We start from the raw sequence: 23,763 nt of genomic DNA, 5'->3' as shown, positions 1-23,763 counted from the left end.
AAAACGCCGGCACTTCGCCAGCGTTTTCACTCCAGGCGAGCGAGCAGCAGCCGCTCAGCCAGGGCGCCTCGTTCACGTTTCTGCGAGGCCGTGCCCTGGTTGCCGAGCAACGACTCGGCCACCTCGTAGGCGTACAGCAAGAAGGCGCGGGAGCGCGCTTCCGCCAAGTCGAAGCCCAGCGCCGAGAAGCACTGCGCGATGTACGAGATGCGCCGTGAGTCGACGTCATCGACGGCATGGCGCGCCATCGGGTCGCGCCGTGCCCACGAGCGGATGGCCAGTTCGACGCGCGCTGCCCGCTCCGCCGCTCGCCCGCGAAACGGCAACGACAACAGCTCCCGAATCAGTTCTCGCGGCTGGTCGCGCTTGCGGTCGAAGCGCTCGATGATCAGCTCCGTGGCCGCGCTGCGCCAGCTGTCGAGCAAGTGCGTCAGCAAGTCGTTGCGGTCCTTGAAGTGCCAGTAAAAGCTGCCGCGCGTCACACCGATGCGCTTGGCCACCACGTCCACGCGCACATGATCGATGCCGCCGTCGACCAACAGCTCCGTGGCACTCTGCACCCATTGCTCTGGCGTGAGAGAGCCGCGTGCGGCGTCAGGGGCGGGAGGCTTTCGGGCGGCTTGGGGCATCGGTGATGGCATCAGCGGTGACTCGTCAAGACAGCAGTGTATGGGGCTCGGGGCAAACCACGATGCGGGATTCCTCTGGATCAGGCACGATTTCAACATACAGGGCTGTATGTTCATCTCGGCCCGTCGATCTGGGACGACGCGATGCCTGCACTGTTCGAAGAACCCGATTCACTGGCGCCAGCCAAGGTCCTGAAGTCGCTTCGTGCGGATGGCAGCTTCGTGCTGCGTTCCCCCGAGCCGCTGGGCGACTATGCGCGCTGCATCGGTGAATGGCTTGAACACTGGGCCGCGGAAACGCCCGACGCCTTGGCGCTGGCCGAACGCGATGGAGCAGGTGGCTGGCGGCGCTTGAGTTGGCGCGAGCTGCGCGGATTCGTCGGCCGCATCGCACAGAGCCTGTTCGATCTCGATCTGCCGCCTCAGCGGCCCGTGGTCGTGCTGTCCGACAACGCCATCGACCACGCACTGCTGATGTTCGCGGCCATGCACATCGGCCGCCCGGTGTGCACGGTGTCGAGCGCGTACAGCCGCCAGACGCAGGACCACAGCAAGATCCGCGGCATCCTGCAGGCGCTCAAGCCCGCGCTGGTCTATGCGTCTGACGGCGACGTCTACGGCGCAGCCATCAATGCTTCTGGCTCCGATGCGGTGGTGGTGCTGAGCCGGGCGATCGAGCGTGTGCCGGGCGCCCAGAGTTTCGACAGCCTGACCCAGGCCGACGAAGGCCCGAACGTGCAACGGGCCTTCGCTGCCATCGCACCCGACGACCACGCCAAATACCTGCTCACCTCGGGTTCCACCGGCACGCCCAAGGTCGTCATCAACACCCACCGCATGCTTTGCGCCAACCAGCAGATGATTGCGCAGACGTGGCGCTTTCTCGAGCGCGAGAAGCCCGTGCTGCTCGACTGGCTGCCGTGGAGCCACACCTTCGGCGGCAACCACAACCTCAACCTCGTGCTGCGCAATGGCGGCAGCCTGTACATCGACGAAGGCCGGCCCGCCCCCGGCCTGGTCGAGCGCACAGTGCGCAACCTGCGCGACGTGCGGCCCACCTTGCACTTCAACGTGCCCCGCGGTCTCGACATGCTGCTCCCGTTCCTCGAGGCCGATGACGATCTCGCGCGAGACGTGCTGTCCCGACTGCGCCTGGTGTTCTACGCCGGCGCGGCGTTGCCGCCTTCCACCTGGCGTCGGCTAGAGGTGCTTGCGGCACGGGTCTCCGACCAGCCGCTTTGGCTCACCACCTCGTGGGGCTCGACGGAGACATCGCCATCCGTCACCAGCGCGCACTGGCGACTCGAGGGCGCCGGCTGCATCGGCCTGCCCATGCCCGGCATCGAACTGAAGCTTGTGCCCAACGGCGAGAAGCACGAAATGCGCGTGCGCGGCGTCACCGTGTTCCCCGGCTACCGCGATGCGCCGCATCTCAGTGCTGAAGCCTTCGACGAAGAAGGCTTCTACAAGATCGGTGACGCTGGCCTGCTTGCCGACCCTGAGCGCCCCGAATGCGGCGTGGTGTTCAACGGCCGTGTGGCCGAAGACTTCAAGCTCACGACCGGCACCTGGGTGTCGGTGGGCAACGTGCGCGTGAACCTGGTTTCCGCACTCGCACCGTATGCGCAAGACGCGGTGATCACCGGCCATGACCGAGACGAGGTCGGCGCACTGCTGTTCCCCAGCGCTGCAGCCGGGCAGCTCTCGGCCGATGCGCTGGGGGACAAGATCCGGACCGCGCTGCAAGCGCTGCGCGCGCAAGGCGGCGGGTCATCGCAGTTCCCCGCGCGTGTGCTGGTGCTGAGCGAGCCGCCCAGTGCCGACGCCGGCGAGATCACCGACAAGGGCTACGTCAACCAACGCACGACCCTGGCGCGGCGCGACGCTGACGTGCAGGTGCTCTACGCTGAGCCTCCGAACTCACGGGTCATCCGCGCATGAACAGGCTCACCGCGCCGATCAGCATCTCGGGCTGATCGCGTTGCGGCGAATGGCCGCACTGGGGCAGCTCGACCAACTGCGTCTGCGGTACATGCCGTGCGATGCCGCGGATTTGTTCGATGCTGCCGTACTCGTCGTCCAGACCTTGCACGGCCAGCACGGGGCAGGTGATGGCCGCGAGCTCGTGCTCGATGTTCCAGGCCTTGAACGCAGGCGCCAGCCAGATGTCGTTCCAGCCCCAGAAAGCTGAGTCGACGTCGGCGTGGTACCGGGCGAGCTTGCCGCGCAGGTGGTCGGTCGCTGTGTAGGCTTCTCGCGCCTGGCGAATGCTCGCCAGGCCGTACTCCTCCACGAAGATGTGCGGTGCCATCACGATCAAGCCCGCCACCGACGACGGGAAGTGCGACGCATGGATGAGCGCGATCGAGCCGCCGTCACTGTGCCCCAGCAGCCAGGGCGGTTCGTCCACGCGCAACGCGCTCAGCAACGCCGGCAACACCTCATCGGCCTGGCGGTGCATGTAGTCGACGTCCCAGTGCTCGTCGGCCTGCCGCGGTGTCGAGCCACCATAGCCGGGCCGTGAATACACGAGCCCGCGCACGCCGACGGCGTCACACAGCGCCTGCGGGAAGTCCTTCCACATCGCCACCGAGCCCAGGCCTTCGTGCAGGAAGACCAGCAACGGCCTGTCACTCAGCTCGGGCGAAATCCACTGGTATTCGATGCGCGTTGGCCGGCCACGCCAGTCGATGTGCGCGAACTCCGAACCGCTCATCCGCGCCGCTCGAGTTCGCGCAGCCGGAAGCGCTGGATCTTGCCAGTGGCTGTCTTCGGCAACTCGCCCACGAACTCGATAAAGCGCGGGTACTTGTACGGCGCCAGCCGGTCCTTCACGAACGCTTTCAGCGTGGCCTCGTCGGTCTGCTGACCGGGCTTGAGCACGACGAAGGCCTTGCTCTTGGTCAGGCCCTCTTCGTCTTCCTTGCCGATCACCGCGCACTCGAGCACGGCGCTGTGCTGCATCAAGGTGGCCTCCACCTCGAAGGGCGAGACATAGAGGCCGCTCACCTTTAGCATGTCGTCGCTGCGGCCGGAGTAGGTGTAGTAGCCCTGCGCATTCCGCACGTACTTGTCGCCGCTCTTGGTCCACTCGCCCTGGAAAGTTTCGCGGGTCTTGTCGCGGTTGCGCCAGTACATCAGCGCGGCGCTCGGGCCCCTGATGTAGAGGTCGCCGATCTCGCCATCGGCCACGGGCCGGCCATCGTCGCCACGCAGTTCCAGCTCGTAGCCTGGCACTGGCTTGCCGGTGCTGCCGTAGCGCACGTCGCCCGGCCGGTTCGACAAGAAGATGTGCAGCATCTCGGTCGAGCCGATGCCGTCGATGATGTCGCAGCCGAAGTGCGCACGAAAGCGCTGGCCGATCTCGGCCGGCAAGGCTTCGCCGGCCGACGAGCACATGCGCAGCGCCACCTCGCCGCGCGCCGGCAGCTTGGGTGAGGCGAGCATGCCGGCAAAGCCGGTTGGCGCGCCGAAGAAGACGGTGGGCTGGTGCTGCGTCCAGCGCTTGAAGACGGCATCGGGCGTGGGCCGCTCGGCCATCAGCACCACGCTTGCGCCCACTGACAGCGGGAAGCTCAGCGCATTGCCCAGGCCGTAGGCGAAGAACAACTTGGCCGCCGAGAAGCACACATCGCGCTCGGTCAGCCCGAGGACGGGTTTGCCGTAGAGCTCGGCCGTCCAGTACAGGTTGCCGTGCGTGTGCACGGTGCCCTTGGGCTTGCCGGTCGAGCCTGATGAGTAAAGCCAGAAGCCGGGGTCATCTGGCGTGGTGGCGGCGGCGCGTGCCAGCGGCTCGCTGCGCGCCAACACGTCGCTGATGGATTGCCCGCCGGACGGCAGTGCCCCGTCGGCCTGCGACACGAAGATGCTGCCGACTTCATGCTCGCCCTGCACCATGGCGGCCATCAGCGTTGGCAACAGCGCATTCGATAGCAGAGCAGCCTGCGCGCGGCTGTGCTGCAGCATGAAGGCGTAGTCGTCGGTCGTCAGCAAGGTGTTCACGGCGACCGGCACCAGCCCCGCGTACAGCGCGCCGAGAAAGCTCACCGGCCAGTCGTTGTTGTCGTGCATCAGCAGCAGCACACGGTCTTCGCGGCGCAGGCCTGAATTCAACAGCGCGCCGGCCATGCGTTTGACGCGGTCGGCCAGCTCACCGTAGCTCAGCGTGCCGTGATCGTCGGTGTAGGCCGTCTTCGCCGTGCGCCCCGCGTTCAGCTCGATCAGGTGCTGGGCAAAGTTGAACGACGGGCCGAGCGGGGCTGCATGTGGGGCATTCATCGACGTCTCCTGAAGCACCTCTGCCCTTGCCGCGGACCATGGGATGCATTATTGTTCCAGCGAAGAATAGTGCCGGCCCGGTTGAGCGTCAAGCACTATAGTGCAGGAGATTCGGTGAACGAAGAGAACCCGGTGGCAGAGAGTAGCGCTGCCAAAGAAGAAGACAAGAACCCGTTGCTGGTGGCGTTGGGTGAGCGCTTGCGCACATTGCGGGCCCGACGTGGACTCACCCGCAAGGCTGTGGCGCTGGCGGCCGACGTGTCCGAGCGTTATCTCGCGAACCTCGAGTACGGCACGGGCAACGCCTCGCTGCTGATCCTCGACCAAGTGGCGCGGGCGATCCATTGCTCGATGGCCGAATTGATCGGTGATGTAAGCACATCCTCTCCGGAATGGCTCCTGATTCGCGAGCAACTCGAGGGGCGCAGCGAAGCCGATCTGCGGCGCGCCCGCATCGCCATCGGCCAGGCTTTGGGCACCGGCGGAGACTTGCAAGCCAAGAGCAAACGCGTGGCGCTGATCGGCCTCCGTGGTGCCGGCAAGTCCACGCTCGGCAAGATGCTGGCCGACGATCTGGACATGCCCTTCATCGAACTCAGCCGCGAAATCGAGAAGGTGGCCGGCTGCAGCATCCGCGAGATCCACGACCTCTACGGCACCAACGCCTACCGCCGCTACGAGCGGCGCGCGCTCGAAGAGGCGATCCAGATCTACCCCGAGATGGTGCTGGCCACGCCCGGCGGGCTGGTCTCCGACCCGGCCACGCTGAACCTGCTGCTCGCCCACTGCACCACCGTCTGGCTGCAGGCCGACCCCGAAGAGCACATGGGGCGCGTGGCAGCCCAGGGCGACCTGCGGCCGATGGCCGCAAGCGCCGAGGCGATGGAAGACCTGAAGCGCATCCTGGCCGGCCGGGCGGCCTTTTATTCCAAGGCCGACCTCAGCGTGGACACCAGCGGGCAGACGCTGGAACACAGCTTCCAGACTCTGCGCGAGCAAGTTCGGACGTCGCTCAATCTCGCGTAAGCATGAAACCGACATGCAGTTTGATGCATGTTTCCTTTGACGTGATAAAACTCATGCACTATGCTTCATTGACTCTGAAGGAGATTGCATGAGCACCGACACCTTGCGCGTGGACTACCGCACCGACCCTTCCCAATACCGCCACTGGAAGCTGAGCTTCGAGGGCGAGGTAGCCAAGCTGTTGCTCGACATCGCCGAAGAAGGTGGCCTGCGCCCCGGTTACAAGCTCAAGCTCAACAGCTACGACCTTGGTGTCGATGTCGAACTGCACGACGCGCTGAACCGCGTGCGCTTCGAGCACCCTGAGGTGCGCAGCGTCATCGTCACCAGCAACAAGGAACGCATCTTCTGCTCGGGCGCCAACATCTTCATGCTGGGCCTCTCGAGCCACGCGTGGAAGGTGAACTTCTGCAAGTTCACCAACGAGACACGCAACGGCATCGAAGATTCGTCGCGCCACTCCGGCCTCAAATTCATCGCGGCGGTGAACGGCGCTTGCGCCGGCGGCGGTTATGAACTCGCGCTGGCCTGCGACGAGATCGTGCTGGTCGACGACCGCTCGTCGTCGGTCTCGCTGCCCGAGGTGCCCTTGCTCGGCGTGCTGCCCGGCACCGGCGGCCTCACCCGCGTCACCGACAAGCGCCATGTGCGGCACGACCTGGCGGACATCTTCTGCACCAGCGTCGAAGGTGTGCGCGGCCAGCGCGCTGTGGAGTGGCGCCTGGTTGATGCGGCCGTGAAGCCCGCCAAGTTCGGCGCGCATGTTCAGGAGCGCGCCACCGAGCTGGCCCGCCAGAGCGACCGGCCCGCCGGCGCGAAGGGCGTGGCCCTGTCGCGCATCGAGCGCACGGACAGCGCCGATGCCTTGCGCTATGAGCATGTGAATGTCGAGATCGACCGCGCCAAGCGCACCGCCACCATCACGATCAAGGCGCCGACGAATGCGACGCCACAAGACGTCGCCGGCATCGAAGCCGCCGGCGCTGCCTGGTGGCCCCTCGCGATGGCGCGCCAGCTCGACGATGCCATCCTCTGCCTGCGCACCAACGAGCTCGACATCGGCACTTGGCTGCTCAAGACCGAAGGTGATGCAGCGTCGGTGCTCGCCGTCGACGCGTCGCTGCTGCAGCACCAGAACCACTGGCTGGTCCGCGAAACCATCGGCGTGCTGCGCCGCACGCTGGCGCGGCTCGATGTGTCGTCGCGCACGCTCTTCGCGTTGATCGAACCGGGTTCGTGCTTCGCCGGTACCCTCGCCGAGTTGGCCTTCGCGGCCGACCGCACCTACATGCTCGCGCTGCCTGACGACGCCGACCGCGCACCGCGCCTTGCATTGAGCGAAGCCAACTTCGTGCTCTACCCGATGGTCAACGACCAGACCCGCCTGGCCCGCCGCTTCTATGACGAAGCCGCGCCGCTGCAAGCCGCGCGCGCCGCGATCGGCCAGGCACTCGACGCCGACCAGGCTCATGCGCTCGGCCTCGTCACCGCTGCTCCTGACGACATCGACTGGGACGACGAGATTCGCATCGCCATCGAAGAGCGCAGCGCCATGTCCCCCGACGCGCTCACCGGGCTCGAAGCCAACCTGCGCTTCGCCAGCAAGGAGAACATGGCCACACGTATCTTCGGCCGTCTCACTGCATGGCAGAACTGGATCTTCCAGCGGCCCAATGCGGTGGGCGAGAAGGGGGCGCTCAAGGTCTACGGCAAAGGCGATAAAGCGCAGTTCGACCTCAACCGCGTCTGATCGAATTCAGGAACCACCATGTCCAGCATTGACTACAGCGAGAAGATCCCCAACAACGTCAACCTCGGCGAAGACCGCACGCTGCAGCGCGCGCTCGAGCAGTGGCAGCCCAACTTCATCAACTGGTGGGACGACGTGGGCCCCGAGGGTTCGACCGACTACGAGGTCTACCTGCGCACCGCCGTGAGCGTCGACCCGTCGGGCTGGGCGCAGTTCGACTTCGTGAAGATGCGCGACTACCGCTGGGGCATCTTCCTCAACCCCGGTGACGCCAACCGCGAAGTGCACTTCGGCGACCACAAGGGAGAGAAGGTGTGGCAAGACGTGCCAGGCGAGCACCGCGCCAACCTGCGTCGCATCATCGTCACGCAGGGCGACACCGAGCCTGCATCCGTCGAGCAGCAGCGCCACCTCGGGCTCACCGCGCCGTCGATGTACGACCTGCGCAACCTGTTCCAGATCAACGTCGAAGAAGGCCGCCACCTGTGGGCCATGGTCTACCTGCTGCAAAAGCATTTCGGCCGCGACGGTCGCGAAGAGGCCGGCGCGCTGCTCGAGCGCCGCAGCGGCGACGAGAACAACCCGCGCATCCTCGGCGCCTTCAACGAGCAGACGCCCGACTGGCTCGCCTTCTTCATGTTCACCTACTTCACCGACCGCGACGGCAAGTTCCAGCTGTCGGCGCTGGCCGAGAGCGCGTTCGACCCGCTGGCCCGCACGACCAAGTTCATGCTGACCGAAGAGGCGCATCACATGTTCGTCGGCGAGAGCGGTGTCTCGCGCGTGGTGTCGCGCACCGCGGCCGTGATGAACGAGCTGAAGACCGACGACCCGAAGACGCTGCGCGCCGCCGGCGTGATCGACCTGCCGACCATCCAGCGCTACCTCAACTTCCACTACAGCGTGACCATCGACCTCTTCGGCGCCGACCAGTCGAGCAACGCTGCCACCTTCTACAGCTCGGGCCTGAAGGGCCGCTACGAAGAAGGCAAGCGAACCGACGACCATGTGCTCAAGGGCCAGACCTACAAGGTGCTCGAAGTGCAGAACGGGCAGTTGGTGGAAAAAGAGGTGCCGATGCTCAATGCCTTGAACGAAGTGCTGCGTGACGATTTCATCAAAGACTCGGTGGCCGGCGTCGGCCGCTGGAACAAGGTGCTTGAGAAGGCCGGCATCCCGACCCGCCTGGTGGTCCCGCACAAGGCCTTCAACCGCCAGATCGGCGCGCTCGCCGGCATCAAGATGTCGCCCGACGGCCGTGTGGTCAGCGATGCCGAATGGGCCGCGCACCAGGACGAATGGCTGCCCACCGCAGGCGACCGCGCCTTCGTCGCCTCGCTGATGGGCCGCGTGGTCGATGCCGGCAAGTTTGCCAACTGGATCGCGCCGCCGGTGATGGGCATCAACCGGCAACCGGCGGACTTCGAGTACGTGCGGTTCAACTAGAGATGGACATGGCCGTCGAAGCTGCCGTCATCAAGCAGCACCTGATCGATCCCGAGATCTGCATTCGCTGCAACACCTGCGAAGCGACTTGCCCGATCGGTGCGATCACACACGACGACCGCAACTACGTCGTGCGTGCCGACGTGTGCGACGGCTGCATGGCCTGCATCTCGCCGTGCCCCACGGGTTCGATCGACAACTGGCGCACGGTGCCGCGCACCAAGGCGTACTCGATCGAAGAGCAGTTGACCTGGGATGAGCTGCCCCTTGAACTGACGGCCGATCAACTCGCGGCTGATGGCGTGGCCGAATCCCAGGTCGAAGCGGCGCCGGTCGCAACACCCACCGCGACCGCATCGCCCGGCGAAGAAGCCCCCTTCAACTCCGCCTCGTTCGGCGCCCGCGTGCCGCCGTGGTCGGCCGCCCACGCCTACACCAACCTCTACGGCCCAAAGCACCCCACCACCGCCACGGTGGCCGGCAACTTCAACTGCACCGAAGCCGGCTTCGCAAGCGAGACCCATCACATCGTGCTCGACTTCGGCAACATGCCGTTCCCGGTGCTCGAAGGCCAGTCCATCGGCATCGTGCCGCCGGGTGTGGACGACAAGGGCCGTCCGCATGTCGCGCGCCAGTACTCCGTGGCCAGCCCGCGCAATGGCGAGCGCCCTGGCTACAACAACGTCTCGCTCACGGTGAAGCGCGTCACCGAAGACCACCAGGGCCAGCCCGTGCGCGGCGTGGCGTCCAACCACCTGTGCGACCTGAAGGTGGGTGACGCCGTGCAGGTCATCGGCCCGTTCGGGAGCAGCTTCCTGATGCCGAACCACCCGAAGTCGAACATCGTGATGATCTGCACCGGCACTGGCAGCGCCCCGATGCGCGCGATGACCGAGTGGCGCCGTCGCCTGCGCAAGACGGGAAAATTCGAAGGCGGCAAGCTGATGCTCTTCTTTGGAGCGCGCACGCAGCAAGAGCTGCCGTACTTCGGCCCGCTGCAAAGCCTGCCCAAGGACTTCATCGACATCAACCTCGCCTTCTCACGCACCCCAGGCCAACCCAAACGTTATGTGCAAGACCTGATGCGCGAGCGCGCCGCCGACCTCGCGGCGCTGCTGCAAGACCCTGCCACCTTCATCTACGTGTGCGGACTCAAGAGCATGGAAGAGGGCGTGGTGCTGGCGCTGCGCGACGTGGCCACCGACGCCGGCCTGTCATGGGACGCAGTGGGTGCCACCTTGCAGCGCGAAGGGCGACTGCATCTCGAGACCTATTGACTGACGGCGATCAGCCGCCCAACTGATCGATCGAGCGGCGCAGGTTGCTACGCGCCTGCGCTTCCAACTCGCCGGCGAACGCCTCGGTGTTGAAGATGCGCGGCCGCTGCAGAAAGCCTTCCAGCACTTCTCGCCGCTTGCTGCGGAACAGCAACTCCGGGACGTGCCGATATTCATCGCGCACCTGCCGCTCGTACTCGTCGAAGCGAATGGGCGCCGCGCCCAGGATGGACAAGTCCACGTCGACGAGCACCTGCGCGTCGCGGGTGATGGGCATGGCATGGTGCTCCGTGGCCATCACCAGATCGTGCACGCGCTGCGTGGCTTCATCGTCTCCACCGGCCGCCCGCACGGCATCGCGTGCCATCACCGCGCTGCGAGCTTCGTTGTCGCGGTGGCCGATGTCGTACACCGCGTCATGGAACCACAGGGCAATCAGCACTTCGCCCGGTCGCTCGGCCAGGGCGGTGACGCGTGGGGCCTGGGCCAGGCACTCGCTCAGATGCTGCAGCGTGTGATAGTGGCGTTGCGGTTCGTTGTAGCGCTGCAGCAGATCGTCGAGCAGGGCGTGGTCAGGAGCGGCCCAGCCTGCTGCGGTCCATGCCGACTGCCAGCTTGCATCAAGGTCCTTCACATCGCGCTCGCAGGTGAGTGGGTGGCAATGCGCCCATCGTACGAGCAGCTCAGGTGCCCGCCATCGGGCAACGCGAGCACATCGGTGACGAAGTTGTCGTGCCGGGACTGCGACAGCAACGACCAGTCCGCCAGCCGCCAGATGCGGACCCGGTTGTCTTCTCCTGCCGTCGCCAGCAAACCGGGGCCCAGCATGCGCAGCCGGCGCACGGCGGCGTCGTGTGCCCGCAGGCGATGACGCATGTGCCAGCGACGGCCATCCGACTCCCAGACGGCAAGCCGGCCTTCGATGTCGCCGCTCAGCAGCCGGCGGCCATCGAGCGCGAGCACATCGCGCAGCGGCACGCTGCCGGGCAACGTGAACAGGCACCGCCCATCTCCACGCCGCCACAGTTTCAGCGTGCCGTCTTCCGAGGCCGAGGCCAGCACGTCATTGGTCAATGCCACGACGCTCCAGACCCAGCCCTCATGACCGTCGAGCGTCGCGAGCGCGTCGCCATTGCTACGCCAGAGTTTCACCAGCGCGTCGGCACCGCCTGTGGCGAGATCGCCACCGGGCAAGGCGGTCACGGACAGGGCGCTTGAAGTGTGGGCAGTGACGACGCGCTCACATCGCCGCACTTCCACATCCCACAAGCGCAGGCTGCGGTCGCGAGAGACGGAGGCCAGGCGCCCGCCCGGCAACGCTGCGAGCCCGAGCACCGACTGGCGGTGGCCTTGCAGCGAACCCAGCGACCGGCCGTCGTTGCGCCAGAGGCGGATGAGGCCGTCGCGCCCGCCGCTGGCCAGGGCGTTTGCGCCAGTGCGAGCCAGCGCCCACACATAGCCTTCGTGTGCGGGTTCGAAAGCGCCTGGTGGCGTGTCCGCGTTGACTGCTTGCTGGCGATAGATCACATCGCTGCGCAGGATGTGCTTCACACCCGAGGTGACGGCCTCGCCGGCGTGCCACAGCGTGTGGTCGAAGAGGATCAGGCTGCCGGCGCGTGGCCTCACGCGGCCGATGAGGCGTGCGGCCGTGCCGTGGGCGTCGCCCGCCGGGCCGGCCGAATAGAACAAGGTGTCGCCGCCGCCGAAGTCATCGCCATCGGTGAGGTAGATCATGAAGGTGAGGCACGACTGCCGGTCCCCGCCGCGGTGGTGAACGCCGTCCTGGTGGATGTTGAATTGCTGGCCCGCACGGTAGCGGCAGAAGCGAAAGCGCTCGTTGATGCCCTCCAGGGCCCAGAGCGCTTTGTCCCGAGTCAGCGTGGCCGGTGCGTGCGGAACCAGGCGCTCCAGCAAGAAGTGTGCAAACGCCGCGTCGTCGAGCACCTGCCGGTCGTTGTTGCGATACGAAGGCGGGTAGTCGCTGTCGGCCGGCGCATATCCGCGTGCCTCGCTTCGCTCGACGTGCTGCCGGCATTCGTCGGCCGACAGAATGCCGGGGACCACGGCGCAGAAGCCGAAGTTCGCGGGAAGAGGGTAGGTGACGAGGGCGTCAGGTGAAACCAGGGCATGCATAAGCCGCTTTCCGAGGGTCTGCCATTAATTGGTTGATTGACCAATTAATTGAAGTCTAGAGCCGGTGCCCATCGTGTGCAACTAGAATTTGGTCGATCAACCAAATAAATCACGCACATGGCCCGAACCGCAAGCGCAGCGAACACCGAACACCGCCGGGCCGCGATCGTGGCTGCCATGCTGCCGGTGATGGCTCGCCACGGGTACGACAAGGCGACCATTCAAGCCATTGCGCGCGAAGCCGGGCTCACGCCGGGGCTGATTCACTACCACTTCAAGAGCAAGCAGGAGATCCTGGTCTCCCTGGTCCAGGGCATCGTCGAGTTCGCACGCGCCCGCTTTGAGCATGCTGCCGCCAAGGCGGGTGGGCCCGGCGAGAGGCTGCGCGCCTACATCGAGGCTCGCCTGGGCCTGGGGGCGGGTGCCGCGCCCGACATGGTGGCGGCCTGGGTGATGGTCGGCGCCGAAGCCGTGCGCCAGCCGGAGGTGAGGGCGCTGTACCAAGAGGCCGTGGCAGCCGAGCTGGCAGAACTGACGCAGCTGGTGGCCGACTGCTGCACCGAGCGCCGCCGTTCGACGGACGGCGCTGCTGCACTCGCTGCAGGCCTGGTGGCGCTGATGGAAGGCGCGTTCCAGCTCTCCAGTGCCGCCGGTGACGTGATGCCGGCCAGCTATGCGGCTGACGCGGCAATCAGCTTTGCGATGCTCGGCATCACTGCCGCGCCGAAGGCCTAAGCCGACGCTGGTTAAGCAGCCGCGTCGATCGCCTCGGCGCTCAGCACCTCGAACCCGTGCGTGCCATCGCGCGCCAATTGAGCGACGAGGCCGAACTCCCAGTCCAGGTAACCCTGCATCGCCTCGCGCGGGTTGTCGGTGCCTTCATACGGCCGGCGGTAGCGGTCGATGCGTGGTGAGGCCAAGCGCTCTTCGCCTTTCTCGGTGTGGTGGCCCGCCGCGATCCACGCGGCGTTGCCGCCTTCGAGCGACCAGACTTCGGCTTCACCCTTCAGGCTGTCGTCGTTCACGGCAAAGGCGCTGAGGTCGCCGGTGTCGTCGGTGAGCACGATGCGTTCGTGCGGCGGCAGGGCCTTCAACGCGCTGGCGAGCTGCGAGCGCAGTGCGAACCAGGCGCTCGGCACGTGCTGCTTCCCGTAGCGGATGCTGGGGCCGAGGTCGATGACGAGCGTGGTGTCACCGCCGTCCGCGCGCCACTGGAAGAGCTGCGCGGGCGTCACCATGCGCGAGCTATCGACGGTGGGTTGGCGTTGCACAGGTTGTGTTTCGTCGAAGTCTTTCGCTTGCGCACCATCGACCACGTAAACCTCCCAGCCCATCTGGGCCAACCACGAGGCCGTCATCGAGGCGCGCACGCCGTCGTCGTCGATCAGTGCGATGCGTGCGCCACGCACCGGCGCGAACACGTCGGTCTCCTGCACCAGCTGCCCACCCGGCGCGCTGCTGAAGCCGCGCACGTGCCCGCCGGCGTAGTCCTCGGGGTGGCGCACGTCGAAGCGGTAGAGCGTGCGCCCCGGCTCCTCCAGTGCGGTGAGGGCATCGAGCGAGATGCGGCGCACGCCGGCTGCATTGGCCACCTGCCTGGCTCGGGACAAGGCGGCGCGGTGCGTGGCTTCGTCGACCGGGCCGGCGCGCCGCGCTTGCCCATGGTCCAGCGCTTGGCCTGCGAGCGTCCACCCGATGGTGCCGTTGCGCAGGGCCGCCACCGGGTTGGGCAAGCCGGCGTTCACCAGCGATTGCGTGCCGATGATGCTGCGCGTGCGCCCTGCGCAGTTCACGACCACGCGTGTCTTCGGATCGGGAGCGAGCGCACGTGCACGCAGCACCAGCTCGGCACCCGGCACGCTGATCGCGCTGGGGATGCTCATGGTGTTGTACTCGTCGAAGCGCCTTGCATCGAGCACCACCATGTCGGTGCCGGCGTCGAGCAAGGCCTTCACTTCTTCGGCAGCGAGCGAGGGCGTGTGGCGTTGCGACTCCACCAGCTCGCCGAAGGACTTGCTCGGCACGTTGACGTCGCGGAACAGCTCGCCGCCGGCATCGCGCCAGCCGGCCAGGCCACCATCGAGCAGGCTCACGTCGGTGTAGCCTAGCGCGCGCAGGCGCTCTGCGGCATCGGCGGCCAGGCCCTCGCCGTCGTCATACACGACCACGCGGGTGTCACGCCGCGGAATGCGCTGCCACGCATCGAGCTCGATCCGCGACCACGGCAGGTTGGCCGCGAACAGCGGGTGGGCCTGGGCGAACGGGTCTTCCTCGCGCACGTCGAGCACTGCGATCTCTTCGCGCGCCAGCAATGCGGCGCGCACGTCTTGGTAGGTGGTCACGGTCACTGAGTCAGTTCCTTGGAGCGGTCCCACAGGTTCGGAAGCCACGCGTTCGAATAGCCCGAGACGAAGGGCTTGCGCTGGCCGTCTTCGGTGTAGACATGGCGGTGCACCGCACCGATGTTGGCGCCGTAGACGTGGATGCTGATCGACACCTGGTCGGAGTAGAAGTTGCTCACGCGGTGCACGTCGCCGAGCGTTGGTGACACGGTTTCCACGTCACCCGGTTTCAGTGTGCGCGGCGCGCCGTGCGCCACCAATGCGCCGCCCGGACCGGGCCGGTAGTCTTGCGCGACTTCGCCGCCGCGCAGCATGCCGATCAGGCCCCACACCGTGTGATCATGGATCGGCGTGGCCTGGCCCGGCCCCCACACGAAGCTGACCACGCTGAAGCGCTCCTGCGCGTCGGCATGCAGCAGGTACTGCTGGTAGTACTGCGGGTGCGGCTTGGTCAACTCTTCGGGCAACCAGTCATCACGCGCAATCAGCTCGCGCAACAGCGCGCTGCCTTCGCGCACGAGAAGCGCTTCGTCCTGGCTGCGGTTGACCAGCGCCGTGAGCGCGCCGACGAAGCGGCGCAACGCTGCGGTGTTGGTGTGTGGTGAGGTGCTCATCGATGTTCCTTCGCGCCTGAGCCTGCAGTCTCGCAAATCTGCAGCAAATAAGCATGCTCGCTTTCATTCGCATGCCGCTGCGGCTGCCGCCGATACCTTTGCGCATGAGGCGCCGCCCGTTCAATGCCTTGATCGCGCCGAGTGCAGCGATTCCTTTCTCTCGTGAGGCCCACAGCACAGGCGCGAATGGTGGCTATGGCACGGCGGTTTTGCTGTGAGCCTCAAAGGAAAAAGTGTCGGCACGAACCGCGCTTCCATCGGTCACTTTGTCACGCTGCGCGCTTTGGCATCGGCAGGTTTGACCGGCAATGACGTCCATTTCCGCTTGTCGCCACCTGCCCAAGCCAAGCTCGCGCTGACCGCAGGCATCGGTCGATGCATGGACCCACCCGGGAGCCTTAAACCGCACTCGCCGGGACCGACAGTCACGCGCGTGTTCTGGTCAATGGGCGCGGCGCGACGTGCGCAACACCTTCGAGCGAATTCTGGAAGCCTGAGGGCTTGTTCCGCGTTGCTCTAGGCCTCGCGCGCCTGCAGGCGCTTCGTCAAGGCCTGCACATCGGCATCGACGAGCAGCGCGCCGCCGACCGTGTCGGCCTGCACCTGCAGCAGCCGCACCAGCGTTTCCTTGTGCGGCAGCATCGGCCCGAAGAAGCGTGCGCCATCGGGTGATGCAATCAGCAGCGTGGGGAAGTTTTCCACCTCCACCGGGTCCACGAAATCGGCCTCGTCTTCGATGTCGACCCACACGAAACGCATGCCGGGAAAGGCATCGGCCACTTCATCGAACGTGCTGCGGTAGTCGCGGCAACTGCCGCACCATTGGGCGCACAGGCAAACCACGAGCAAGGGCGATTGAGGCGCGGGTGAAGTCATAGGTGCGCATCATCTCAAAGGTCGACAAATCAGGCGTCGGCAAATATTGCCGGACACATTTGCCACGTGGTGCGCGGCACACCACTTGCCGGTTTCTCGGTAGGCTGGGCCGTCCAGTCGACTCATAGGAGATCGCATGAACAAAAAACTACTTGCCACCATGATTGCCGCAACCCTGAGCTATGGCGTGGCGTCTGCCCAGACGCAGCCCGATTCGCCGTCCACCCCGGAGCCCAACGTTCCGTCGCAGGAAGCGAAGGACGCGAAGGTTCACTCCAAGGCCGAATACAAGGCACGCAAGAAGATTGCCGATGCCAACAAGGAGTTGAACAAGGCTGATTGCGAGACCTCTGCCAACGGCATGGCCGAGCATGCGTGCAAGAAGGAAGCGCGCGCGACTGCGAAGGCAGACAAGGCGCATGCGCAGAAGATCCATGAAGACGAGAAGAAGGAAATCAAGGAAGGCACCAAGCCCTGATTGATTTCCTGAGTGAGGTGGGCGGGTCAGCCGCGTTTCCAGACCGGTGACTCGTTCACCACCACCTTCTTCGGGATGATGCTTTGCTGGGTGAACACGTCGGCGATGCGCTGCTGTTCGCTCAGCGAGGCAGCATCCACCGATTGCACCGCGTAGCTTCGGCGCTTGTTGGCGGCCTCCACGGTCGCTGCGTCGAGCCCGAGCACCGGTGCATTCCACTCCGCCGCAGCCACCGGGTTCGCCTTGATCCACTCGCCGGCACGCGCCAGTTCGTCGTACACCACGGTGAGCACATCGGCGCGTCGCTGGGCATACGGTGTGCTCGCCAGGTAAATGCGTCGGTAACTGGCGAGACCGGTACCGTCTTGCAAGATGCGCGCGTTGGCCTGCCTCTGCACCGCGGCGAGAAACGGGTCCCAGATCACCCACGCCGCCACGCTGCCGCGCTCGAAGGCGGCGCGTCCATCTGCTGGGGACAGGTAGGCCGGGTCGATGTCCTTGATCGTCAGGCCGTGCTTGGCCAGCGCCTCCAGCACCAGGTAGTGCGCTCCGGCGCCTTTCGCGAAGGCCACACGCTGGCCCTTCAGTTGCGCCACGCTGGTGATGGGTGAATCGTGTTTCACCACGATTGCCTGCGCGGTGGGCGAGGGCGTCTCGCTTGCGTAGTAGGTGAGCTTGGCACCCGCTGCCAACGCGAACGGCGGCACGGCGTCGGCCACGTCAGCGCTCAGATCGAGCCCACCCACGTTCAAGGCTTCGAGCAAGGGCAGGCCCGAGCTGAACTCGTGCCACTGCACCGCCACCTTTAACGGCGCGAGCGCTTTCTCGAGCGTGCCGCGAGACTTCAAGAAGATCATCAGCGTCGACGACTTCTGGTAGCCGATGCGGATCGGTTCGCTCGCCTGCGCCCACGCGGGCACGCTGCCGGCCAGCAGGCCGGAGAGCAGCAGGCCGCGGCGGCCGGTGTCGATGGAGTCGCGTGACATGAGTGCAAGCCTCTGCTGAAAAGAGGCGAGCCTAGGCTGCAGGTGCCGCGATGCAAACGTCGCATTTCGCATATGCATGCGCGGTCGATGTGCCCATCGGTATTCGGAATGCCTCTATCGAAAGCCGTTCTTGTTCGTTTACCAACTGAGGGCCGCTTCGTATCGTGGTGACCTTCCATCACGAACGCCTCTATGAAGATCGTCGGCATTCTCGGCAGCCCCTCCGTCACATCACGCTCCGGCAGCCTGCTGCACCTGGCCCAGTCGCAATTGCAAACGGTGGCGAGCAGCCTGCACACCATCTCGGTCCGCGAGCTGCCGGCCGAAGCGCTGCTGCACGCGCAGTTCGACCACCCGCTGATCCGCCAAGCGCTCGGCGAGGTGGCGCAGGCGCAGGTGGTGCTCGTGGCCACACCCATCTACAAGGCGGCCTACAGCGGGCTGTTGAAGGCCTTCCTCGACCTGCTGCCGCAAGACGGCCTGCGCGACAAGACCGTGCTGCCGCTGGCCACCGGTGGCAGCATTGCCCACCTGCTTGCGCTCGACTACGCGCTCAAGCCCGTGCTGTCGGCGCTCGGTGCGCGCGACATCCTCGACCCGGTGTTCGCCACCGACCCGCAGATTCTCAAGCACGACACGCAGGGCTACCAGCCCTCAGCCGACGTGCAGGAGCGCGTGCGCCGCAGCCTGCAGACGCTGATCGAGCGTAGCGAAGAATTCCAGCGCCAGGAAGACGCCGCCCGAGAGCGCGACGCGCTGCTGCAGCGCGCCCGCGGCGGCGATGAGCTCGCGCTCGTCGCCGCTCCATCGGCCTGGGCGAGCGGTGACGTTCGCTGGTCGGTCTGAGCCTTCGCCCTGCTGCATTTGTCATCTGTCGTCACGCATCTCTCAACGCGTCATCTCGCCCCTCAACCCACCCCTCACCCACCGTTCCTCCAGGAGTTCCAGCATGAGCATCACCGCCATCAACGTACGCAACCAGTTCCGCGGCAAGGTCAAGCAAGTCATCCTCGGCGACGTCGTTTCCGAAGTCGACGTCGAGACGCCCTCGGGCCTGGTCGTCACGTCGGTCATCACCACGCGCTCGGTCAAGGAGCTCGGGCTCGCACCGGGGCGTGACGTGGTCGCACTCGTCAAGTCGACCGAGGTGTCGATCGCGACGCTGTAAACCGTTCACCAACGCGCACCACCATGGCCTTCAGAGGCAACCCCGTTCGCGTGCTCATCGTGCCCGGCCTGCACAGCAGCGGCCCGGCACATTGGCAGACCTGGCTCGAAGCGCACTACCGCAGCTCGTCGCGCGTGGTGCAAGACGACTGGACCACCGCGGATCTCGACCGCTGGACCGAGCGCGTGGCCATGGCCATCGCGCGCGACCCCGATGCGCGCTGGGTCGCGGTGGGCCACAGCTTCGGCTGCCTCGCCATCGCTCGCCACCTGGCCCGCGGCGGCGGGGGCCTGCATGCCGCGCTGCTGGTGGCCCCGGCCGACCCGGAGAAATTCGGCGTCGCCTCGCGCTTGCCGCAAGGCAAGCTTGACGTGCCCAGCGTCGTTGTCGGCAGCGACACCGACCCGTGGATGCGCGCCGACAGTGCCCGTGCCTGGTCGCGCCTGTGGGGTTCGCACTTCGTCAACCTGGGGGACGTGGGCCACATCAACGTCGAATCGGGCTTCGGCCCCTTGCCGCAGGCGAAGACGCTGACCGAGCTGCTGATCCACCGCGTCGAACGTGCGCAGCGCATGGCGCGGTCTCACCCGCTCGAGTTCTCTTTCGCGATCTGATCGAGACCGATGCGGTCGAAGTGGAACAGCGTTGCCGTGACCGCCAACGCAGCCACTGGCCCGGCTGCCGGTTCGAGGATCGATGCGAGCACGGGCACCACCAGCACCAGGTAGCGCCAGCCCCAGCTGTAGAGCTCGCCGGCGCGGCGCACGCATGCCAGACCCGCATCGGATCGGCGTTGACGCGCGGCCGAGCCGACCCGCATGGCGACGATGAAGCTGGCGTGATGGTAGTAGCGCAAAGCCATCGCCGAGCACCACGCCGACGCGAAGAGCAGCGCCATCAACACCAGCTCCAATGCCGGGCGGGTGCCGGATGCTGACGCGCCCGGCGAGTCGCCGAAGCCTGCATGCAGCGATGGCGCGGCCAGCGTGATGCTGCCCATCAAGGCCAGCACCGCGGTCGAGGCCGTGACCGTGGCCGACATCATCGCGTTGCGCAGCGTTTGCACCGCCAGCAGCTCAGAGCCTTCCTGCGCCGACAACGCGGTGAACCATTCCTCACGCAGAGCGGCGTGCGCACTTCGGGCCAGACGCTCAGGGTGTCGGCGACGGGTACCGGCGAGGGCGGCTTCGTAGGCTGCCAGTACCGCCATGGTGGCCAGTGCAGCCAGCCATGGCCAGTGCGGGCTCATGTCCACCGTTCAGGCGCTCAGGCTCGCCGCAGCGCGCTTGCGGTGCTCCAGCCACTCGAACACGCCCATGCCCACCAGCATGGCGGCCACGAAGACGAGTGCCTTGACCTCGCCCAGCCCCACGGCCACCAACGCTGGCCCGGGGCAGAAGCCGGCGAGGCCCCAGCCGATGCCGAACAGCGTGCTGCCCACGACGAGGCGGCGGTCAATGTGGCGTGCGCTGGGGAGCTTCATCTCCGCACCAATCAGAGAGTGCGTGCGCCGACCCGCCGCCGCGAACGCGATGGAGCCGACCGCAATCGCGCCGGCCATCACGAGCGCGAGCGATGGGTCCCACGCACCGGCGAGATCCAGGAAGCCCAGCACCTTGGCCGGGTTGGCCATGCCCGAGACGATGAGCCCCAGCCCGAAGACCAGGCCGGCCAGCAGAGAAGCGAGAGTCAAGCGCATGTCGATATTCCTCAGGCCGCCAGCAGATGGCGGAGCACGAGCACCGTGGCGAAGCCGGCGGCCATGAACACGGCGGTGGCCACCAGCGAACGCGGCGACAGGCGCGAGATGCCGCACACCCCGTGGCCGCTGGTGCAGCCCGCGCCGTAGCGCGTGCCGATGCCCACCAACAGACCGGCGATGACCAGCATGGCGTACGACGCATCAATCTGCAGCGCCGGCCCTGCTGCGAACAGCGCGTACACGACGGGTGCGGCCACGAGCCCGACGACGAACGCGGCGCGCCAGGCAATGTCTCCGCGGGCCGGCCGCAGCAGCCCGCCCACGACGCCGCTGATGCCGGCGATGCGCCCGTTCAGCAGCGCCAGCATTCCAGCCGCGGTGCCGATCAGCACGCCGCCGGTCAGTGCAGACCATGGCGTGAAGGCGTTCCAGTCAATGCTCACGTCACTCCTTCGGGCAGTAGAGCCGGTAAAGCACCGGCAGGATCTCGAGCAAGGCCGGGTCGACCACGCGGTAGTAGATGTTCTTGCCCTCCCGGCGCGTGTCGACCGCGCCCTCGTTGCGCAACACGCCGAGCTGCTGCGACAAGGTGGGCTGGTGGATCTGAAGACGCTCTTCGAGGTCGCTCACGCACATCTCGCCTTGCGAGAGCTGGCACAGCAGCAGCATGCGGTCGGCGTTGGCGAGCAGCTTCATCGCCGCAACGGCTTCGCCAGCGGCGCTGCGCAAAAGGTCGGGGTCGATGGCCAGGGCCGAGCGTTTCATGTCGAACGTGATCAGGTTGGGTTGACTACAATATATGAACAAACATAATATCAGTCAATAGATTGAAGAATCGCGCACAGGAGCCCCATGAGCACACGCACCATCACCCGAGCCTTCTTTGACCCCAAGACGTGGACGGTCTCTTACGTGGTGTGGTGCCGCGCCACGCGCCGCGCAGCCATCATCGACCCGGTGCTCGACTACGACTTCAAATCCGCCCACACCGACACGGCGTCTGCCGCCAAGGTGCTGGCGTACCTGCAAGACAATGCGCTGCACGTCGACTGGATCCTCGAGACCCACGCGCATGCCGACCACCTCTCGGGCGCCCGCTACCTGCAAGAGCGCGTTGGCGGGCGCATCGGCATCGGCTACAAGATCCGCCAGGTGCAAGCCACCTTCAAGAAGCTCTACAACCTGGAGCGCAGCTTCCTGCCCGACGGTAGCCAGTTCGACCACTTATTCCACGATGGCGAAACCTTCCACATCGGCGAAGCCGAGGTCACGGCCATGCTCGTGCCGGGCCACACGCCGGCCGACATGGCCTATGCGGTGGACGGCTCGGTCTTCGTCGGCGACACGCTGTTCATGCCCGACGTCGGCAGCGCCCGTGCCGACTTCCCCGGTGGCGATGCGCATGAGCTTTACCGCTCCATGCGCCGCCTGCTCAGCCTGCCGCCCGAGACCACGATGTACGTCTGCCACGACTACCCGCCGGGCTCGCGCGAGCCGGCCTGGCAGACGACCGTGGCCGAGCAACGCGCGAGCAACATCCACGTGCGCGACGGCATCGGCGAAGATGAGTTCGTGGCGATGCGGCAGGCGCGCGATGCCACGCTCGAGGTGCCGACGCTGATCCTGCCCTCGATCCAGGTCAACGTGCGCGCCGGCCAGCTGCCGCCTGCCGACGAAAACGGTGTTGCCTACCTGCGCATTCCATTGAACGCGCTGCCCCTTCATTCCGCTCACTGAAAGACGTCCGATGAGACTTGCCTCGCTCGTGCTGTCCGCCGCCCTGGTGCTCCTGGGTGCCTGTGCTTCCACGCCGTCTGCCGACGGCCTGCTCGACCAGTCCCTCGCCGGACCGCAGCGCAGCGAAGCCAACAAGGCGCGAGACGCGGCGCGCCACCCGAAGGAGACGCTGCTCTTCTTCGGCCTGCGGCCTGACATGAAGGTGATCGAGATTGCACCCGGTGGCGGCTGGTACACGGAGGTGCTGGCACCGGTGCTGCGCGATCGCGGCGAGTTCTACGCCGCCCACTACCCGCTCGACAGCACGCCGGGCGAGCTGAAGGCGCGTGGCCGTTTCGAAGACAAGCTCAAGGCCAACCCGACGGTGTACGACCGCGTGAAGCTGGGCTCGATGCCGGTCAAGGCCGGCTTCACCGACATCAGCGTGCCCGGTGGGGCCGACATGGTGCTCACCTTCCGCAACATCCACAACTGGATCGAGGCCGGCCACTTCGACGACTCGCTGAAGGCCTTCTACGCCGTGCTCAAGCCGGGCGGCGTGCTCGGCGTTGAAGAGCACCGCGCGCCAGACGGCGCCTCGCTCGAGTGGATCAACCAGAACGGCTACGTGCCCGAGTCCTATGTCATCGAGCACGCGCGCGCCGCCGGCTTCGAGCTGGCCGGCCGCTCCGAGATCAACGCCAATCCGAAGGACGCGCACCAGCACCCGAAGGGAGTCTGGTCGCTGCCGCCCACGCTGGCCGGCGGCGATACCGACCGCGCGGCGTTTCTCGCGATCGGTGAGTCGGACCGCATGACGCTGAAGTTCGTCAAGCTCGCCAAGAACTGATGGGAGGCGCCAACGACAGAGCGGACAGGGCGCTCAGGCCTTCGGCTTGATCTCGATTCCCGGGATCTTCTCTTCGTAGAACGCCAGCCGGCCCTGCAGCGCGCGGTGCTCGTCGTAGGGGTCTTCGTAGGTCCACACCGTGTCGGGCCAGACCTTGTCGCCGATCTTCAGCGTGTAGTAGTGCGCCAGCCCCTTGAAGGGGCAGGTCGACGTGGTGTCGGTGCGCTGCAGCAGGCTCATCGCCACATCGCTGCGCGGGAAGTAGTAGCGCACGGGGCTCTTGTCTTCGACCACGCGAATCACGTCGATGGAATCCGCCACGACCTCGCCCCCGACCTCGACCTTCATCCAGATGCCGACCTGCTGTTCCTGGACCTTGTGCTCCGGGAACTGTTGGTGTCCGGGTGACTTGCTCATCTTCAAACTCCTTGCAACGGCGGGTTGTGATTTCCCTCTCGCGGCAAATGGCATTCCGCGGGTTCGGCAGGTCGC

26 protein-coding genes and 1 pseudogene are annotated in these 23,763 nt (G+C 66.3%); 13 read left to right on the top strand and 14 right to left on the bottom strand.

The window, feature by feature from the left end:
• Nucleotides 1-26: 26 nt before the first annotated feature.
• Nucleotides 27-629: a TetR/AcrR family transcriptional regulator gene (locus AC1DYS_RS27395; RefSeq protein WP_477904726.1), complete on the bottom strand. Its 603-nt coding sequence runs from the start codon at nucleotides 627-629 to the stop codon at nucleotides 27-29.
• A gap of 144 nt (nucleotides 630-773) precedes the next feature.
• On the opposite strand from AC1DYS_RS27395, the gene AC1DYS_RS27390 reads away from it, so the two are divergent.
• A complete protein-coding gene (locus AC1DYS_RS27390) occupies nucleotides 774-2,570 on the top strand; it encodes a feruloyl-CoA synthase (protein WP_477904725.1) in 1,797 nt (598 codons plus the stop codon).
• Here AC1DYS_RS27390 and AC1DYS_RS27385 read toward each other — a convergent pair.
• Complete coding sequence (locus AC1DYS_RS27385) at nucleotides 2,557-3,345, bottom strand: alpha/beta fold hydrolase (RefSeq protein ID WP_477904724.1); 789 nt, start codon at nucleotides 3,343-3,345, stop codon at nucleotides 2,557-2,559. The genes AC1DYS_RS27390 and AC1DYS_RS27385 overlap by 14 nt on opposite strands.
• Nucleotides 3,342-4,907, bottom strand: a complete 1,566-nt coding sequence (locus tag AC1DYS_RS27380) for a benzoate-CoA ligase family protein (RefSeq protein ID WP_477904723.1) — start codon at nucleotides 4,905-4,907, stop codon at nucleotides 3,342-3,344. The genes AC1DYS_RS27385 and AC1DYS_RS27380 overlap by 4 nt, the downstream gene beginning before the upstream one ends.
• Before the next feature lie 114 nt (nucleotides 4,908-5,021).
• Here AC1DYS_RS27380 and AC1DYS_RS27375 point away from each other — a divergent pair, with 114 nt between their 5' ends.
• The 4 genes from AC1DYS_RS27375 to boxA all read left to right on the top strand — a co-directional run bounded on the left by AC1DYS_RS27375 (nucleotide 5,022) and on the right by boxA (nucleotide 10,406).
• On the top strand, nucleotides 5,022-5,933 hold the full coding sequence (locus tag AC1DYS_RS27375) for a helix-turn-helix transcriptional regulator (RefSeq protein WP_477904722.1): 912 nt from the start codon (nucleotides 5,022-5,024) through the stop codon (nucleotides 5,931-5,933).
• A gap of 88 nt (nucleotides 5,934-6,021) precedes the next feature.
• Nucleotides 6,022-7,683, top strand: a complete 1,662-nt coding sequence (boxC, locus tag AC1DYS_RS27370; RefSeq protein ID WP_477904721.1) for a 2,3-epoxybenzoyl-CoA dihydrolase — start codon at nucleotides 6,022-6,024, stop codon at nucleotides 7,681-7,683.
• 18 nt (nucleotides 7,684-7,701) lie between these two features.
• Nucleotides 7,702-9,129: a benzoyl-CoA 2,3-epoxidase subunit BoxB gene (boxB, locus tag AC1DYS_RS27365; RefSeq protein ID WP_477904720.1), complete on the top strand. Its 1,428-nt coding sequence runs from the start codon at nucleotides 7,702-7,704 to the stop codon at nucleotides 9,127-9,129.
• A gap of 2 nt (nucleotides 9,130-9,131) precedes the next feature.
• Entirely contained in the window at nucleotides 9,132-10,406 is a 1,275-nt protein-coding gene (gene boxA, locus AC1DYS_RS27360; protein WP_477904719.1) for a benzoyl-CoA 2,3-epoxidase subunit BoxA, read from the top strand.
• Nucleotides 10,407-10,416: 10 nt separating this feature from the next.
• Here the strand turns inward: boxA and AC1DYS_RS27355 are convergent, their stop codons facing one another.
• Nucleotides 10,417-11,040 carry an HD domain-containing protein gene (locus AC1DYS_RS27355; protein ID WP_477904718.1) on the bottom strand — a complete coding sequence of 208 codons (624 nt, stop codon included), beginning with the start codon at nucleotides 11,038-11,040 and terminating at the stop codon, nucleotides 10,417-10,419.
• Nucleotides 11,037-12,539, bottom strand: coding sequence for a 2OG-Fe(II) oxygenase (locus tag AC1DYS_RS27350; RefSeq protein ID WP_477904717.1), 1,503 nt, complete (start codon nucleotides 12,537-12,539; stop codon nucleotides 11,037-11,039). The genes AC1DYS_RS27355 and AC1DYS_RS27350 overlap by 4 nt, the downstream gene beginning before the upstream one ends.
• A 117-nt stretch (nucleotides 12,540-12,656) precedes the next feature.
• Between AC1DYS_RS27350 and AC1DYS_RS27345 the strand changes: the two genes are divergently transcribed.
• Nucleotides 12,657-13,274: a TetR/AcrR family transcriptional regulator gene (locus tag AC1DYS_RS27345; RefSeq protein WP_477904716.1), complete on the top strand. Its 618-nt coding sequence runs from the start codon at nucleotides 12,657-12,659 to the stop codon at nucleotides 13,272-13,274.
• A gap of 11 nt (nucleotides 13,275-13,285) precedes the next feature.
• On the opposite strand, the gene AC1DYS_RS27340 is transcribed toward AC1DYS_RS27345, so the two are convergent.
• On the bottom strand, nucleotides 13,286-14,881 hold the full coding sequence (locus AC1DYS_RS27340; protein ID WP_477904715.1) for a rhodanese-like domain-containing protein: 1,596 nt from the start codon (nucleotides 14,879-14,881) through the stop codon (nucleotides 13,286-13,288).
• A gap of 2 nt (nucleotides 14,882-14,883) precedes the next feature.
• Complete coding sequence (locus AC1DYS_RS27335; protein WP_477904714.1) at nucleotides 14,884-15,495, bottom strand: cysteine dioxygenase family protein; 612 nt, start codon at nucleotides 15,493-15,495, stop codon at nucleotides 14,884-14,886.
• Nucleotides 15,496-15,706: 211 nt separating this feature from the next.
• Between AC1DYS_RS27335 and AC1DYS_RS27330 the strand changes: the two are divergent.
• A pseudogene (locus tag AC1DYS_RS27330) lies at nucleotides 15,707-15,894 on the top strand (ABC transporter substrate-binding protein); the annotation flags it as partial.
• Nucleotides 15,895-16,011: 117 nt separating this feature from the next.
• Here AC1DYS_RS27330 and AC1DYS_RS27325 read toward each other — a convergent pair.
• Nucleotides 16,012-16,371, bottom strand: coding sequence for a thioredoxin family protein (locus AC1DYS_RS27325; RefSeq protein WP_477904713.1), 360 nt, complete (start codon nucleotides 16,369-16,371; stop codon nucleotides 16,012-16,014).
• A gap of 136 nt (nucleotides 16,372-16,507) precedes the next feature.
• Between AC1DYS_RS27325 and AC1DYS_RS27320 the strand changes: the two genes are divergently transcribed.
• On the top strand, nucleotides 16,508-16,849 hold the full coding sequence (locus AC1DYS_RS27320; RefSeq protein ID WP_477904712.1) for a hypothetical protein: 342 nt from the start codon (nucleotides 16,508-16,510) through the stop codon (nucleotides 16,847-16,849).
• A 26-nt stretch (nucleotides 16,850-16,875) separates the two neighbouring features.
• Here AC1DYS_RS27320 and AC1DYS_RS27315 read toward each other — a convergent pair whose 3' ends face one another.
• Nucleotides 16,876-17,835 carry an aliphatic sulfonate ABC transporter substrate-binding protein gene (locus AC1DYS_RS27315; protein WP_477904711.1) on the bottom strand — a complete coding sequence of 320 codons (960 nt, stop codon included), beginning with the start codon at nucleotides 17,833-17,835 and terminating at the stop codon, nucleotides 16,876-16,878.
• Between the two features lie 192 nt (nucleotides 17,836-18,027).
• On the opposite strand from AC1DYS_RS27315, the gene ssuE reads away from it, so the two are divergent.
• The 3 genes from ssuE to AC1DYS_RS27300 all read left to right on the top strand — a co-directional run bounded on the left by ssuE (nucleotide 18,028) and on the right by AC1DYS_RS27300 (nucleotide 19,617).
• Complete coding sequence (gene ssuE / locus AC1DYS_RS27310) at nucleotides 18,028-18,681, top strand: NADPH-dependent FMN reductase (protein WP_477904710.1); 654 nt, start codon at nucleotides 18,028-18,030, stop codon at nucleotides 18,679-18,681.
• A 103-nt stretch (nucleotides 18,682-18,784) separates the two neighbouring features.
• Nucleotides 18,785-19,003, top strand: a complete 219-nt coding sequence (locus tag AC1DYS_RS27305; protein WP_047489750.1) for a TOBE domain-containing protein — start codon at nucleotides 18,785-18,787, stop codon at nucleotides 19,001-19,003.
• A 23-nt stretch (nucleotides 19,004-19,026) separates the two neighbouring features.
• Nucleotides 19,027-19,617, top strand: coding sequence for an RBBP9/YdeN family alpha/beta hydrolase (locus AC1DYS_RS27300; RefSeq protein WP_477904709.1), 591 nt, complete (start codon nucleotides 19,027-19,029; stop codon nucleotides 19,615-19,617).
• Here the strand turns inward: AC1DYS_RS27300 and AC1DYS_RS27295 are convergent.
• From AC1DYS_RS27295 to AC1DYS_RS27280, 4 genes are read right to left on the bottom strand one after another with little or no spacing between them, the layout of a single operon-like run.
• Nucleotides 19,587-20,252 (bottom strand): DUF599 domain-containing protein, encoded by a 666-nt coding sequence (locus tag AC1DYS_RS27295; RefSeq protein ID WP_477904708.1) that lies wholly within the window; start codon nucleotides 20,250-20,252, stop codon nucleotides 19,587-19,589. The two genes, AC1DYS_RS27300 and AC1DYS_RS27295, sit on opposite strands and share 31 nt — an antisense overlap.
• Nucleotides 20,253-20,261: 9 nt before the next feature.
• On the bottom strand, nucleotides 20,262-20,702 hold the full coding sequence (locus tag AC1DYS_RS27290) for a DUF6691 family protein (protein WP_477904707.1): 441 nt from the start codon (nucleotides 20,700-20,702) through the stop codon (nucleotides 20,262-20,264).
• An 11-nt stretch (nucleotides 20,703-20,713) separates the two neighbouring features.
• Nucleotides 20,714-21,148 (bottom strand): YeeE/YedE family protein, encoded by a 435-nt coding sequence (locus AC1DYS_RS27285; protein ID WP_477904706.1) that lies wholly within the window; start codon nucleotides 21,146-21,148, stop codon nucleotides 20,714-20,716.
• A 1-nt stretch (nucleotide 21,149) separates the two neighbouring features.
• Nucleotides 21,150-21,470, bottom strand: a complete 321-nt coding sequence (locus AC1DYS_RS27280) for a metalloregulator ArsR/SmtB family transcription factor (protein ID WP_477904705.1) — start codon at nucleotides 21,468-21,470, stop codon at nucleotides 21,150-21,152.
• Nucleotides 21,471-21,557: 87 nt separating this feature from the next.
• Between AC1DYS_RS27280 and AC1DYS_RS27275 the strand changes: the two genes are divergently transcribed.
• Together AC1DYS_RS27275 and AC1DYS_RS27270 are read left to right on the top strand one after the other, a co-directional pair.
• A complete protein-coding gene (locus tag AC1DYS_RS27275) occupies nucleotides 21,558-22,442 on the top strand; it encodes an MBL fold metallo-hydrolase (RefSeq protein WP_477904704.1) in 885 nt (294 codons plus the stop codon).
• Nucleotides 22,443-22,452: 10 nt separating this feature from the next.
• Nucleotides 22,453-23,271: a class I SAM-dependent methyltransferase gene (locus AC1DYS_RS27270; protein WP_477904703.1), complete on the top strand. Its 819-nt coding sequence runs from the start codon at nucleotides 22,453-22,455 to the stop codon at nucleotides 23,269-23,271.
• Between the two features lie 33 nt (nucleotides 23,272-23,304).
• Here the strand turns inward: AC1DYS_RS27270 and AC1DYS_RS27265 are convergent, their stop codons facing one another.
• The gene (locus AC1DYS_RS27265; protein ID WP_477904702.1) at nucleotides 23,305-23,688 is read right to left on the bottom strand and encodes a DUF427 domain-containing protein; all 384 of its coding nucleotides are present in this window, start codon (nucleotides 23,686-23,688) and stop codon (nucleotides 23,305-23,307) included.
• Nucleotides 23,689-23,763: the final 75 nt, after the last annotated feature.

The sequence above is a fragment of the Rhizobacter sp. P2_G4 genome (assembly GCF_056403575.1).
The sequence above is the reverse complement of the archived record's forward strand: the minus strand, read 5'-3'. Positions and strand labels throughout refer to the sequence as shown.